At 67.3% G+C, this 13,876-nt stretch carries 12 protein-coding genes and 1 pseudogene; 3 read left to right on the top strand and 10 right to left on the bottom strand.

Annotation, left to right across the window (positions count from 1 at the left end):
• Positions 1-18 precede the first annotated feature (18 nt).
• The 3 genes and pseudogenes from E6C76_RS02625 to E6C76_RS02615 all read left to right on the top strand — a co-directional run bounded on the left by E6C76_RS02625 (position 19) and on the right by E6C76_RS02615 (position 2,014).
• Positions 19-1,722, top strand: coding sequence for a ShlB/FhaC/HecB family hemolysin secretion/activation protein (locus E6C76_RS02625; RefSeq protein ID WP_168734215.1), 1,704 nt, complete (start codon positions 19-21; stop codon positions 1,720-1,722).
• Between the two features lie 33 nt (positions 1,723-1,755).
• Positions 1,756-1,812 (top strand): annotated as a pseudogene (locus E6C76_RS22600) (hypothetical protein); the annotation flags it as partial.
• Positions 1,790-2,014: a DUF2274 domain-containing protein gene (locus E6C76_RS02615; RefSeq protein ID WP_331000000.1), complete on the top strand. Its 225-nt coding sequence runs from the start codon at positions 1,790-1,792 to the stop codon at positions 2,012-2,014. The pseudogene E6C76_RS22600 and the gene E6C76_RS02615, both read left to right, overlap by 23 nt.
• A 361-nt stretch (positions 2,015-2,375) precedes the next feature.
• Here the strand turns inward: E6C76_RS02615 and E6C76_RS02610 are convergent, their stop codons facing one another.
• The 10 genes from E6C76_RS02610 to E6C76_RS02565 all read right to left on the bottom strand — a co-directional run bounded on the left by E6C76_RS02610 (position 2,376) and on the right by E6C76_RS02565 (position 13,852).
• On the bottom strand, positions 2,376-3,398 hold the full coding sequence (locus E6C76_RS02610) for a nucleotidyl transferase AbiEii/AbiGii toxin family protein (RefSeq protein ID WP_136346697.1): 1,023 nt from the start codon (positions 3,396-3,398) through the stop codon (positions 2,376-2,378).
• Positions 3,391-3,987 carry a DUF6088 family protein gene (locus tag E6C76_RS02605; RefSeq protein WP_136346696.1) on the bottom strand — a complete coding sequence of 199 codons (597 nt, stop codon included), beginning with the start codon at positions 3,985-3,987 and terminating at the stop codon, positions 3,391-3,393. The genes E6C76_RS02610 and E6C76_RS02605 overlap by 8 nt, the downstream gene beginning before the upstream one ends.
• A gap of 276 nt (positions 3,988-4,263) precedes the next feature.
• Positions 4,264-5,238 (bottom strand): FecR domain-containing protein, encoded by a 975-nt coding sequence (locus E6C76_RS02600; protein ID WP_168734214.1) that lies wholly within the window; start codon positions 5,236-5,238, stop codon positions 4,264-4,266.
• Positions 5,239-5,269: 31 nt separating this feature from the next.
• Positions 5,270-5,797 carry a sigma-70 family RNA polymerase sigma factor gene (locus E6C76_RS02595; protein WP_136346694.1) on the bottom strand — a complete coding sequence of 176 codons (528 nt, stop codon included), beginning with the start codon at positions 5,795-5,797 and terminating at the stop codon, positions 5,270-5,272.
• Positions 5,798-5,998: 201 nt separating this feature from the next.
• On the bottom strand, positions 5,999-7,927 hold the full coding sequence (locus tag E6C76_RS02590) for a methyl-accepting chemotaxis protein (protein WP_136346693.1): 1,929 nt from the start codon (positions 7,925-7,927) through the stop codon (positions 5,999-6,001).
• A 136-nt stretch (positions 7,928-8,063) separates the two neighbouring features.
• Positions 8,064-8,903 (bottom strand): ABC transporter permease subunit, encoded by an 840-nt coding sequence (locus tag E6C76_RS02585; protein ID WP_136346692.1) that lies wholly within the window; start codon positions 8,901-8,903, stop codon positions 8,064-8,066.
• Complete coding sequence (locus tag E6C76_RS02580) at positions 8,900-9,757, bottom strand: taurine ABC transporter ATP-binding protein (protein WP_136346691.1); 858 nt, start codon at positions 9,755-9,757, stop codon at positions 8,900-8,902. The genes E6C76_RS02585 and E6C76_RS02580 overlap by 4 nt, the downstream gene beginning before the upstream one ends.
• On the bottom strand, positions 9,757-10,773 hold the full coding sequence (gene tauA, locus E6C76_RS02575) for a taurine ABC transporter substrate-binding protein (protein ID WP_136346690.1): 1,017 nt from the start codon (positions 10,771-10,773) through the stop codon (positions 9,757-9,759). Before tauA ends, E6C76_RS02580 begins: the two co-directional genes overlap by 1 nt.
• 43 nt (positions 10,774-10,816) lie before the next feature.
• Positions 10,817-12,154, bottom strand: coding sequence for an aminotransferase class III-fold pyridoxal phosphate-dependent enzyme (locus E6C76_RS02570; RefSeq protein ID WP_230976136.1), 1,338 nt, complete (start codon positions 12,152-12,154; stop codon positions 10,817-10,819).
• 75 nt (positions 12,155-12,229) lie between these two features.
• The gene (locus tag E6C76_RS02565) at positions 12,230-13,852 is read right to left on the bottom strand and encodes a GMC family oxidoreductase (RefSeq protein ID WP_136346689.1); all 1,623 of its coding nucleotides are present in this window, start codon (positions 13,850-13,852) and stop codon (positions 12,230-12,232) included.
• Between the last annotated feature and the right edge of the window lie 24 nt (positions 13,853-13,876).

The following is a 13,876-nucleotide window of genomic DNA, read 5'->3' as shown; positions in this document are numbered from 1 at the left end:
CGCGGCAACCCACCGCGCATGCTGCGCGCACTGTCCCTGGCATCTTCCCTCACCTTGCTGGCTGCCACCGCCCACGCCGACGAACTGCGCCACGCCGCGCCGCCCGAAGTACCACCGCTGGCACCGAGCGCGCCGCTGCCCGCGCCACAGGCGCCGTCCGTGCTGCCCGCCGACGAAACGCCGCTGCTGGCTGCGCTCAGGGGCATCGTGCTGGTGCCGGATACCAGCGAGGCGTCGCTGCAACGTCTGGCCACGGGGGTGGACGTGTCCGCCGTGCCGCTGACACAGCCGCAGATCATCGCCGCGCATCTGCAAGCGAGCATCGGCCAGCCGGCCTCGTTGGCGTCCTTGCAGCGTCTGGCCAATGACCTTACCCGCTTGCTGCGCGAGCAGGGCCGGGTGTTCGTCTCGGTGTGGGTTCCACCGCAGGATCTGACCGATGGCGTGGTGCGTATCGCCGTCGTCCCGGCCCTGATGGAAGGCCCGATGCAGGTGACCGGCGCGGAGCATTTCAGTGACGAGTCCTATCTGAAATGGATACGCCAGCAACCGGGTGTCGAACCGGACGCGGCACGGTTGCAGGAAGACATCGACTGGATCAATCGCAACCCATTCCGCAATGCGACCTTGGCCGCCGCGCCAGGGAGCACGCCAGACACCACCCTGCTGGCACTTCGGGTACGCGAGCGCCGTCCTGTCCGCGTGTTTGCGGGCCTGGACAACACCGGCACGGAAAACACCGATGAGCAGCGAATTTTCGCGGGCTTCAACTGGGGCAATGCGTTCGGTCGTGGCGATCAACTGTCTTACCAATACCGCGCCGATCCTTCCCGGAAGCACAGCATCACGCATTCCGGTAGCTACCTGGCTGACTTGCCGTGGCGCCACTGGATCGCCTTGTCAGGCGCGTGGTCCGAGACGACGCCGGACTTGGGGCCGACGTTCGATCAGAAAGGAGAGAGCTGGCAGGTTGGCGCCCAGTATCACGTTCCGCTGCCCACGCTCCCGATGGACCAAACGGTACTCAGACAGGATTTTTACGTCGGTCTGGATTTCAAGTACTCGAACAACAACCTGGAATTCGCAACCATACCCGTCATGGACAACAAAACGGATGTGGCGCAACTGACGTTGGGGTACTCCCTGAACCGGGAAGGCGCCAACAGCAGCAGCTTCATTTCGCCCCAGTTGGTATTGAGCCCCGGTGGCCTGTCGAAATACAACACCGACGAAGCGTTCGACGGATCGCGTTTCGGCGCAAAGGCCCGGTACGCCTATTTCAAATTGGATGCAGAGCACTCCCAGCGACTGCCGGCTGGTTTCAGGTGGGATGTCCGAGGCAATGCGCAATACAGCAATGCGCCGCTCTTGGGTAGCGAGCAGATTGCAGGCAGTGGCACCTATGCCGTGCGTGGTTACCCCGAGTCCCAGGCGTTTGGGGACAAGGGCGTCGTGTTGCGCAACGAACTGCACCTGCCGCCACTCCCACTGGGTGGTCTGAACGATGTGAGCTTGGACACATATGTGTTTTACGACCTGGGATGGCTGCGGACGGTTGGACTGGATGCCGAATCCATTCACCTGAGTAGCATTGGGTTCGGCGCTTCGCTGCGCTTAGCGCAGGCTCTCTCGTTGGATATGTCGGTTGGCCGTCCCTTGGAGAAAAACGTTGCAGGTGCAGACGGAACTCGTGTGAATTTCCGATTGCAGGTCGCCTATTGACGATTACCGAATGAGGGGGCATGAGATGGAGGAATGTGCATGGAGCTTCGCCACCTTCGTTGTTTTCTTGCAGTTGCAGAAGAACTTCACTTCGCCCGCGCTGCGGAAAAACTGCACATCGAGCAGCCTGAAAGCCGACCTCGACCGTTACGCCGCGCTGCACGCGCAGGCGTATGGCGAAGCGGTCGATGCCATGACGCTGATTCCGCACATGCTGGAGGCGTTCATGGCTGGAGATCGAGGGTTCAAGAAAGGAAACGCCAGCAAGGCCGTGCCACCGAAGCCAAGCTGAAGATGCACTGGAACCAGACTGACCATCCCTCGAACGCGCAGCCCAACGCTGCGCGTTCTTCGTTCTGGATGGGCTGCGAGGGAATGGGCTAAGATGAATAAACAAGCCTGCCAGCCCTTGGCAATCTCCATCGCTACAACGCGACCCGGCTTGCTTTCTCCAGGCTCTTATGTGGCTCCCAGCCCACAACGCCGCATCCTCTGCAAGCGGCACGAAACAGAGCTAACCTATTGCCCCGTATATGGTTTCAAGCCTCGCGTGATTTGCATGAAAGGCTTGACACTGGCCCTTTTTTGCCGCCGGGCCGCCCCAAGGCAAAAAGCGCCCCCTCGGGGCTGTGGTTCTTGTTGATCTTGTGCTGTTACAAGGCGGCCCTGTTCACCTTGGCTTCGAGGTCTGCACAGGCTTCCAGCAATTCGCCGAAGGATAAGGCGTTTCCCACCATCACTTCGTCGGCCAGCATCGCCGCATAGTCCTTGGAGAGCGCGGTTTTGGCTTCGCCTTCAGGAACGATTTTCAGATGTCCGGCGGTTGCTGCAGCGTAGTCGATGACCTGGCCACTGGCGTCTTTCTCGATGAAGAAGCAGGATTTGTGGCGGGCGACGGCCATTGCCACCGTGCGATCGGTGATGACAGCGGCAAAATGAGGACTCCGCGCGATCGCGGCCAGATCATGCCAATGGCGCGCATAGCGTTCGCTGCGGATACGGCCTTGCGCACAGAACACGTGCGCAGCCGTGGCCTTCTCCCAGAATGTGCGTGCGAGGCTCATGACCTGTGGCGAGGCGATGGGGAATGACACGTCGCTAAAATGTGCCGCGATGTCGCAAGCCACCTGGAATACCTGATGCGGTTCGCCAGTGGCGCGCGCACCGAATTCCAGTGTGACGACGGACGCCACATAGCCTGTGCCCTGCGTGAGAGCGGGATAGTGCAAGAACAGCTTATCGTTCTCCGGGCCACCGAGTTCCAGCCGGGCGGCCAGATGCTCGTGCGCCAAGGCCACTTCAATCACCGGCTGCACATTCCGGGTGATCCAATCCGGCAACCGATGCCGCACGGCCTGCGTCCATTTGCCAGCTTGGCTGCGGCTTGCCGGCAACTCGCCGCTTTCGCCGATCAGGTCGGGGATCAGCCTGCGGATGTCGTAGGTCAGGTCGATGTCTTCGGAGAAGCGGTCGATGACTTGGTAAACCTTTGACAGCGACGTGCCGCCCTTGAACGTCAGGTCGGCTGACAGGGGCGACTCGAACAGGGCGCGCAGCGCCCACACCACCCAAACATCTTTTTCGAGCAGGTGGGCGGGGCGGCCAGTTTCAGCGCGCCCGTATTCCAGCGCTTCGCGTTGATCTTCTTTGCTGAGGTCGAAGAAATACTCATCCACGTGCGGCTTCCTTGCCGATGGCTTGCGCCATCCAGCCGGGCAATGCTGCACGTGCCGCAGCCAGCGCCTGCCATTCGGCAAGGGGAAGGCTGCGGCGCAGCGATGCCAGGGACTCGTTAGCGTGCGCAGGGCCGATCCAGGCCAAGGCGCGCACGGCCGCGCCGGCCGGCCGTGCGCCCAGCATCAGCATCCAGCGCGGTGCGTGTTTGACCAGCACTTCCGAACGCCCGAGCTTGAGCTTGCGGGTGCGGCCGGAGGTCAGATAGACCTCGCGGATCGGCACTTGCTGCGTCAGGCCCAGGACATTGGCTGCGCTGGCGCCGTGCGGCACGACGATTTCGCCGCGCTGTTCGGCCAGCGCCTGGACAACTTTCTCGGGGGCCGGGGCGCGAGAGCCGAACCGGCTGGAAATCGGGGCGACGTAGGCACCACGCGCCACGCGCAGCAGCTTGCCGGCCTTGGTCAGCCGCGAGAACGCCTGATCCACCGCCGACCGGCTTCCCAAGTGCAGGCACTCCTTGGGCGATAGCACCCCCCCCTCGGGCAGGGAGCGTGCTTGTTGAAAGATTGTTTCGGGCAGTGTGTTCATAAGGCACCTCTTGGTGTCAGATACCATATACCGATTTCTGACATCTTGAAAGTAGCAGATTCTGCCAATCCGCGGCAGGATGGCGGGATGCATGGGCTGACGGCTTCGGTGCCGAAGGCCTCGGCGAGCATGGCATGTCGAATGCCACTAGCCAGGGGCTTGACGCCGGCCCTTTCTTGCCGCCGGGCCGCCCCAAGGCAAAAAGCGCACCCTCGGGGCAGCGACCCCGCGCAGCGGGAGAGCGTGAGGCCCTTTCTTGTCCGGCAGACGAAGGAATCAGGAATGCGCCGCGTTCCGCGCGTCGCGCAGTTCAACCCTGGCCCAGTAGCGGGTCAGGCGGCGGACGGTCACGGGAAAGGTTTCCACCAGCATGTTTAATGCCTCTTCCGGATCGTCCAGCGGGAAGACGCCGGATACGCGCAGGTCGGCAGCCTCGGGAGCACAGCCCAGGTAGCCGGTGCGGTAGCGCGCGAGTTCGGACAAGAACTCCTGCAAGCGCATATCCACCGCGCTCAGCCTTCCCTGCGACCATGCCCCCGCTCCGGTGGGCAGGGGTTGCGGCAGCTTCACGCCATGGCGGTCGAAGAGCATCCCCTGCCCTTCCGCGAGCCGGACGGGCCGGGCGACGGACAAGGCCGGGCGGATTTCAACGGCATCCTGCAGGACCTGAACGCTGGAATGGGTTTCGTACAGCCTGACCACGAAACGGGTTCCCAGCGCGCGCACCCTCCCATGCGGGGTGTGTACGCTGAATGGGCGTACGACTCCAGGCAGATTGTCCGGCCGGGTTTCCACCAGGATTTCTCCGGCATGCAGCAGAATCCGGCGTTCGTCCTGGTCGAAGGCCACATCGACGGCGGTGCCCGTGTTCAGGTACAGCAAAGAGCCGTCGGCCAGCACCTCCCGCCGCCGCTCGCCGACAGCGGTGCGGAGATCGGCCCGCCATTCATGCCAGGAGAAGTGCCGGTAGGTTTCCACTCCGGCCAGGCCGGCGCCCAGGGCCACGACCACACTGCGCAGCACCGCGCGGCGGGAAACCTTTTTCTGTTCCAGCAGCGGTGCAGCGAACTTCCCCGGCACCCGTGCGAAAAGGTCGTGCACCTCCTGGATGCGCGCCCACGCCCGCTGGTTGGCCGGGTTGCCATCGAGCCACTGCTGCCAGCGCCCGCGCTCCCGCTCGGTGGCGTCCCCGGCGTGCAGACAGGCGTACCAGAACGCCGCTTCTTCAATGGGAGTGGATGGTTTGCTCATGTGCCCACGCTGCGCGGATCGGTTGCGGCCTTCAACTTGACTCTTGCATCGCGCAGCAATGCACCATCGCGCGTGCCACGTAGTACTTGACCGTACGCAGCGAAACCCCCAGACGCTCTGCAATCTCGGCATACGGCAGTTCTTCGAACTGCGCCAGCAGGAAGGCCTGCTTGACCTTGGCGCCGAGGCCATCGAGCATCTGGTCGATTTCCAGCAGCGCCTCTCTCATGAGCGCCTGGGTTTCCAGCGACGGGATCTCATCCTGCGGCAGGGTCGCCAGCACCTCGAGATAGGCCCGTTCGATCGACTGGCGCCGGTAGAAGTTGGTGACCAGCCGCCCGGCGATCGTGGCCAGATAGGCCTTCGGCTCACGGATGGCGATGCTCTTTCCCGCATGCAGGCACAGCACGCGGATGAACGTGTCCTGCGCCAGATCGTCGGCATCCGCCCTGCTCCCCAACCGTGCACGCAGCCAACCGCTCAGCCAGCGGTGATTGGCCTGGTAAAGCGTTTCAACATCCTGCGCACAAACCTCGGCGGAAGTGCCGGTCGTTTCCATGATGGGAATGGAGGAGAGCCATCAATTGATAACGATTCCCATTATATATAAGTTCGGCGGAGATACGACCCGGCTCTCTGTAGGGTTAATCGGCGAACGGGACGGCATGCCCGGCAGCGGAGCTGCCGACGCGGAAGCGGGCATGCGGCGCTCCATTTCACGGAAGCGCGCACATGCCCGCCGTGCCTGGGGCGGCCCCGCTCAGCCGCGCCGGTTTTCGTCGATGCGGAAGTAGGCCATCAGATCCTGCAACTGCCCGGCCTGCCCGCTCATCTCCTCGGCGGTGGCGGCCAGTTCCTCGGAGGCCGAGGCGTTCTGCTGGGTGGCGCCGTTGAGCTGGGTCATCGCGCCGTTGATCTGCCCCACCCCGCTGCTCTGCTCCTGGCTGGCGGCGGCGATTTCGCCGACCAGATCGGAGGTGCGGCGGATGCTGGGCAGCATCTCATCCAGCAGCCCGCCGGCGCGTTCGGCCAGTTCCACCGAGGAACCGGCCAGCGCGCCGATTTCCTGCGCGGCCACCTGGCTGCGCTCGGCGAGCTTGCGCACCTCGGCGGCGACCACCGCGAAGCCCTTGCCGTGCTCGCCGGCACGCGCGGCCTCGATGGCGGCGTTGAGGGCGAGCAGGTTGGTCTGGTAGGCGATGTCGTCGACGATGCTGATCTTGGCGGCGATCGCGCGCATCGCCTCCACGGTTTCCTTCACCGATTCGCTGCCCTGGCGCGCCTGCTCGGCGGCCTGGCCGGCGATTTCGTCGGTGACCCGGGCGTTCTCGCTGTTCTGCGCGATGGAGGCGCTCATCTGTTCCATCGACGCGCCGGTTTCCTCCACCGAGGCGGCCTGCTCGCTGGAAGCCTGCGACAGCGACTGCGCGGTGGCCGATACCTGCCCGGCGGCGTTGTCCAGCGTGCGCGCCACCTCGTTGACGTCGCCGATGGTGGTCGCCAGCTTGTCCACCATGCCGCGCGTGGCGTCGATCAACTGGCCGACCTCGTCGCCGGAGCGGCTTTCCAGGCGCACGGTGAGGTCGCCCTCGCCCACCTTGCGGGTCACCGCCAGCACTTCGCTGATGGGCTGGGCCACCCAGCGCCGCACGCCGTACCAGGACAGCAGCACCAGCACCACGAAAGCGGCAGTGACCGACAGCGCCAGCATGTTGCGGATGCTGCGGCTGAGCGCGGTGAATTCGTCCAGGTAGCTGCCGCTGGCGAGCACCCAGTTCCAGTCCGGGTAATGCTCGAACACCACGATCTTGTCGCGCGGCGCGCTCTCGCCGGGGTTCCTCCACGGGTAGCGGATCACCCCGGTACGCTGGTCGAGCATCTGGCGGATGAAGAAATTGCCGTCGTTGTCGCGCGCCTCGATGAGGTTCTGCCCCTCGCTGAACGGATGCACCACCAGGGTGCCGCGCTCGTTGCCCGCGCGTGCATCCAGCACGTACAGATAACCGGTATCGCCCACCTTGATGCCGCGGATCTTGTCCTTCAGGTGCGCCAGCCCCTCGGTGAAGTCCAGGCCGACGAACAGGATGCCGATCACGCGCCCGCCCGCGTCGCGGATCGGCAGGTACTTGGTCATGTAATCGCGCCCGAACAGGCGTGCGGTGCCGACGTACTCCTCGCCCGCGCTGAGGCGCGCGTACGCCGGACCCGCCCGGTCCAGCACGGTGCCGATGGCCCGTTCGCCTTTCTCGTTCTTCACCGAGGTGGCGATGCGCACGAAATCGTCACCCTGGCGGACGAACAAGGTGGCCACGCCGCCGGTCGCCGCGTTGAAGCGATCAACCTCGGCGAAATCGAGGTTCAGGGTCGAGCCGTCGTGGCGCAGGGTGGGCGTGGCCCGCCCGGCAATCGTCACGCTCTCGCTCGTATCCAGGGAGAAACGCCCCGGAAAACCGGCGGCGAACAGGCCGGCCAACTGGTCCACACCGCTGACCAGACTGGCGTTGTAGGCGTCGGCCATGTCCATCGCCAGCCGGGTGATGCGCTCCAGATCCTGCAGGCTGTCTTCTTCCAGGGTCTGCCCCACCCGCTGGGCGAGAAACAGCGTCATGCCGCCGAACAGCACGACCGCGGACAGCACGGTCACCAGGTTCAACTTGAAGGCCAACGACCAATTGCGCGCGAGCCGCATCCAACTCTCCCAGGTTCGCCAGAATCTCCCGGCGGCGGGCGTTTCCGCGTTCCGGGCGTAATTGTTACTTAGTACCGGAAGTTTTGATGCGGATCAACTGAAAAGCACCGAATGCACGCACTTCAGCGCATTTCATCTAACGCCCGCGCCACGGCACCAAGCGCGCCTCCAGCCCGCGCATGGCCAGATCGAACAGCCAGGCCACCGCGCCGATGACGAAGATGCCCATGAGCACCACGTCGGTGCGCAGGAAGTTGGAGGCGTTCATCACCAGTTGCCCCAGGCCCACCGTGGCGGCCACCAGTTCGGCGGCCACCAGCGTGGTCCACCCGAAGCCCACCGCGATGCGCATGCCGGTGAGGATTTCGGGCAAGGCCGCCGGCAGGATCACGTGGCGCACCACCTGGGCGTGCGAGGCGCCCATCGACAGCGCGGCGTGGATCTGCTCCGCGTGCGCGGCGCGCACCCCGGCGCGCGCGGAGACCGCCAGCGGCGCGAAGCAGGCCAGGAAGATCAGCAGGATCTTGGAGGTTTCGTCGATGCCGAACCAGATCACGATGAGCGGCAGATAGGCCAGCGGCGGCAGCGGGCGGTAGAACTCCACCGGGGGGTCGAACACGCCGCGCGCGATGCGCGACACGCCCATCAGGATGCCCAGCGGAATGGCCGTGGCGCAGGCCAGCAGAAAACCCGCCAGCACGCGCCCGAAGCTCCATAAAAAGTGCTCCGTCAGCGTGCGCCCGCCCTGCAGTTCGCCCCGGTGCGCGGCCAGCAGCGCCTCGCCCACCGCGCGCGGCGTGGGCAGCACCAGCGGCGGCAGCCAGCCCAGTTCGGTGGCCGTCCACCAGCCCAGCAGCAGCGCGAACACGGTGAACAGCGACACCCCGGCGGCGCGGCCGGGTTCGGGAAAGTGGTAGAAGCGCGCCGCCGGCAGTTCGAGGGCGGCGCGTTCCTGCGCGGAGGCGGGCGCCGTCATGCGCCGCCCTCGCGCTGGATCAGGCGGATCAGGCGCTCCCGCCAGGCGATGAATTCGGGGTCGGACTTGACCTTGCGCGCGTCGCCGCATTCGACGAAGCGCCGCGAGAACGGCAGTTCGAATTCATGCGCCACGCGCCCCGGCGAGGGCGTCATGACCACCAGCCGGGTGGCGATGAACAAGGCTTCTTCCACGTCGTGGGTGATGAACAGGACGATCTTGCGCTCCTGCGCCCACAGGCGCAGCACCAGTTCCTGCATCTGCGCGCGGGTCAGCGCGTCGAGCGCGCCGAAAGGTTCGTCCATCAGCAGCACGCGCGGGTCGCAGGCCAGCGCGCGGGCGATGCCCACGCGCTGCTGCATGCCGCCTGAGAGTTGATACACCGGGCGTTCGGCGGCCTGCTCCAGGCCCACCGTGCGCAGCTTCTCCAGGGCACGCGCCCGGCGCTCTTCGCGCCCCACGCCGCGCAGGCGCAGGCCCAGCTCGACGTTCTCGCGCACGCTCAGCCAGGGCATCAGCGCGTGCTTCTGGAACACCACGCCGCGGTCCGCGCCCGGCCCGTCCACCGCGCGGCCGTCCAGTTCGATCTCGCCGGCCGAGGGTTTCAGGAAGCCGGCGATGCACGACAGCAGCGTGGTCTTGCCACAACCGGAGGCGCCCAGGGCGACGACGAAATCGCCCGCGCCGATGGCCAGGTTCACCCCATCGAGGGCGAGCGCCCCGCCCTGCCCCGCGAAGCGCACGCTGAGCGCGCGGATGCGCAGCCCGGCCGCCGCCTCGTGGGCGACGGCCTGCTCGCCATCGCCCGCGAAGGCGGCCTGCGTGGCCTGGAGCGCCAGTGCGGCCGCCGGCATCAGCGCGCCGCCCGCTCCACGTAGGCCGGATTGACGCCCACCGAGTAGTCGCCCAGCACGTTGGCGATGGTGCCCTGGCTCTTCAGGAAGGCCGCCGTGGCCGCCAGCGACTGCGCCGCGCCGCCCTGGGCGCCGCCGCCCAGCCAGGTGGCCGAGGCCTGTTCGGCCGGGGTGGGGAAGCGGTACAGCGCGATGCCGGCCGGCACGTCTTCCGGCTTGGCGCCGGTGATCTTGGCGACCGCCGCCACTTCGGCGGAGCCGGCGGTCCATTTGGCCGCGTCGCGGCGGTAGCTTTCATCGGCGGCGGCGAGCACCTGGACGAACTTGTCGAGGAACTCGCCATGCTGCCTGGCCCAGTCGCGGTTCACCACGATGCCGTCGAAGGTGCTCTTGCCGGTCTGCTTGGCGATCTGCCCGGAGGACACCAGCACCTTGCCGCTGGCCTTCACGCGCGACAGCACCGGCTCCCAGACGAAGGTGGCGTCGATGTCGCCGCGCTCCCAGGCGGCGGCGATCTCGGGCGGGCGCAGGTTGACGATGCGCACGTCGGAGGGATTCACCCCCGCGTGTTCGAGGGCCACCAGGGAATGGAAGTGGGTGGTGGAGGTGAACGGCACGCCGATGCGCTTGCCCTTCAGGTCGGCCACGCTGTTCACGCCACTGCCGTTGCGCACCACCAGCGCCTCGGCGTCGTTGATGTCGTCGAGAATCCAGAACAGTTCCACCGGCAGTCCCTGCGACAGGCCGGCGGCGATGGGCGCGGAGCCGGCCTCGCCGATGTGCACCTGGTTGGAGGCCAGCGCGCGGATCACGTCGCCGCCGCCGGAGAACTGGCGGAAGTTGATCTTGTAGCCGGTGGCCTTCTCCACCTCGCCGGCCGCGTGCGCCACGCGCCAGGGCACCAACATGTCCTGGTACGCGATGGTGACTTCTTTCTGCTGCGCCAGGCCCGGCGCTGCGTAGAGGGCTGCGGCGAGCACGCCCGCGCCGAGGAGGAAACTGCGTCTGCTGCTCATCTGTGCGACTCCGTGGTGGGAAGGAAAACGGTGGGCGGGGCTTTCAGCGCAGGGCCGAGAGCACGCGCCGCAGGATGGAAAACGCTTCGTCCAGGTGCGCCTGCCCGGAAACCAGCGCGGGCGCGAAGATCAGCGCGTCGCCGGTGCTCTTGATGTGCAGGCCGGCGTCGAACAGCGCCTTCTGCACCGCGTAGCCGCGCTTGCCGGGCCCGCCTGCGGGCTTCAGCTCGATGGCGCCGAGCAGGCCGATGCTGCGGATGTCGGCCACCGCCGGCAGGTCGGCGAAGGCGTGCAGGCCTTCGGCGAAGTGCGGGGCGAGCGCCTCGCCGCGCGCGAACAGGTCCTCATACGCGTACAGGTCGAGCGCCGCGACGCTGGCCGCGCAGGCCGCCGGGTGGCCGCTCCAGGTGTAGCCGTGGAAGAACTCGATGGCCTCGTCCGGCGCGGCGGCGAGGATGTCGTCGTGGATGCGCCGGTCCACCGCCACCGCGCCCATCGGCTGCGCGCCGTTGGTGATGGCCTTGGCCATCGTGAGGATGTCCGGGCGCACGCCGAAGGTCTGCGCGGCGAAAGCCTTGCCGGTGCGCCCGAAGCCGCAGATCACCTCGTCGAACACCAGCAGCAGGCCGTGCTGGTCGCAGATCGCGCGCACGCGCTCCAGGTAGCCCTTGGGCGGCACCAGCACGCCGGTGGAGCCGGCCACCGGCTCGATGAACACGGCGGCGATGTTCTCCGCGCCGTGCAGGTCGATCAGGCGTTGCAGGTCGTGGGCCAGTTCCTCGCCGCCGGCCTCGGGCTGGCCGCGCGAGAAGATGTTGTCGGCGCGCCAGGTGTGGCGCAGATGGGCCACCGCCGGCAGCACGCCGGCGAAGGCGCGCCGGTTGTTGATCAACCCGCCCAGCGCGGTGCCGCCCAGGTTCACGCCGTGGTAGGCGCGCTCGCGGCTGATCAGCAGCTTGCGCTGCCCGTCGCCGCGCGCGCGGTGCCAGGCCAGGGCGATCTTGATGGCGGTATCCACCGCCTCGGAACCGGAATTGACCAGGAACACGCGGTCCAGCCCGGCCGGCAGCAGGCCGGCGACGCGGCTGGCCGCCTCGAAGGCGAGCGGGTGGGCACGGTAGAAGCTGGAGGTGAAATCCAGTTCCAGCAACTGCTCGTAGACGGCGCGGGCGATTTCCTCGCGCCCGTGGCCCGCCGCGGTGGCGAACAGGCCGGACACGGCATCCAGGATCGGCCGCCCGGCGGTGTCGTAGTAGTACAGGCCGGCGGCCCGCGAGAACACCCTGGGCTCGCGCTTGAAATCGCGGTTGGGGGTGAAGGGCAGCCAGTAGTGCTCCAGCGTGGCGGGCAGGCCACGCGGGGCGGTGTCGGATCGGCTCAAGATCGGCTCCGGAAGCGCAATCCCATCATGCTAGGGAGCGCACCGGACGCCCGGAACCAAGCAATTCTGCGTTGCTTATGCCGCCGTCAGCGAAGCCTCCGCATCCGCCAGGATCAGGTCCGCCGCCCTCTCGGCGATCATCACCGTGGCCGCGCAGGTGTTGCCGGACACCAGCGTGGGCATCACCGAGGCATCCACCACGCGCAGCCCGCCGATGCCATGCACGCGCAGGCGTTCGTCCACCACGGCCAGTTCGTCGCGGCCCATCCGGCAGGTGCCCACGGGATGGAAGATGGTCGCGCCGTGCTCGCGCGCGAAGCCCAGCAGGCTGTCGTCGTCGTCCGCGCAGCCCGGCCCCGGGCGGTATTCGCCGGCCAGCAGTCCGCGCAGCGCCTCGGTGCCCGCCAGGCGGCGCGCGAAGCGGATGCCGGCCACCGCCGCGCGGCGGTCCAGTTCATGTTCCAGATAATTGAAGCGGATGGCCGGCGCGTGGCGCGTGGAGGCATTGCGCGCGCGCACCCAGCCGCGCGAACGCGGGCGCAGCTGGCACACCGAGAAGGTGCACCCCGGCCACGCATGCACCTTGCCGCCGGCCATGTCGGCGGACAGCGTGGCAAAGTGGAACTGGACGTCTGCCGAGGCGGATTCCGGCAGCACGCGGGTAAACAACCCGCCTTGGTTGATGCCCACCGCCAGCGGCCCGGCGCGCCGGGTGAGCCAGCGCAGGGCGATGCCCAGCCGGCCGTGCAGCGTGCGCAGTTCATCGTTGGTGGTGATGGGCTGCGCCACGCGATAGAGCAGACGCAGTTGCAGATGGTCCTGCAGGTTCTCGCCCACGCCCGGCAGGTGGTGCACGGGTGGCACGCCCAGTTCGCCGAGCAGGCGGAGGTCGCCCACGCCCGAGCATTGCAGCAGTTGCGGGCTCTGCAGCGCGCCGGCGGCGAGGATGACTTCCTGGCGCGCATGGATGCGGAATTCGCTTTCGCCGCGCCGGTAGCGCACGCCGCTGGCGCGCCCGCCGTTGAACTCGATGCGCGAGACGTGCGCCCCGGTGATCACCCGCAGGTTGGCGCGCCGGCGCGCCGGGCGCAGGTAGGCGGTGGCCGCCGAAACGCGCAGGCCCTTGCGCGTGGTGAGCTGGTAGTAGCCCACCCCGCCCTGCTCCGCGCCGTTGAAATCCGCGTTGGCGGCCACGCCCAGTTCGCCCGCGCCGGCGATGACGGCTTCCATCAGCGGGTGGCGCTCGCGGATGTCGTCCACATGCACCGGCCCGTCGGCGCCGTGCCAGGCATCCGCGCCGCGCGCGTTGTGCTCCGCGCGGCGGAAGTACGGCAGCACGTCCGCCCAGCCCCAGCCGGGGTTGCCGGCCTGCGCCCAGGCGTCGAAGTCGGCGGCCTGGCCGCGGATGTAGATCAGCCCGTTGATCGAGCTGCTGCCGCCCAGGCAGCGCCCGCGCGGGGTGTACATGCGCCGCCCGTTCATGTGCGGCTCGGGTTCGGTGTGGAAGCCCCAGTTCAGTTCGTCATGCACCATGGTCTTGCCGTAGCCGATGGGCAGGTGGATCCACGGCGAGCGGTCCGCCGGCCCGGCCTCCAGCAGCACCACGCGATGGCGCCCGCCGGCCGACAGGCGGTTGGCCAGCACGCAGCCGGCGGTGCCGCCGCCGACGATGACGTAGTCGCAGGTCTGATCGCTCAAGTCGCACTCTCCACGGGCGGGCCG

Source organism: Pseudothauera nasutitermitis (assembly GCF_004801295.1).
GTDB classification, from domain to species: Bacteria; Pseudomonadota; Gammaproteobacteria; order Burkholderiales; family Rhodocyclaceae; genus Pseudothauera; species Pseudothauera nasutitermitis.
This window is presented reverse-complemented; position numbering and strand designations above follow the sequence as displayed.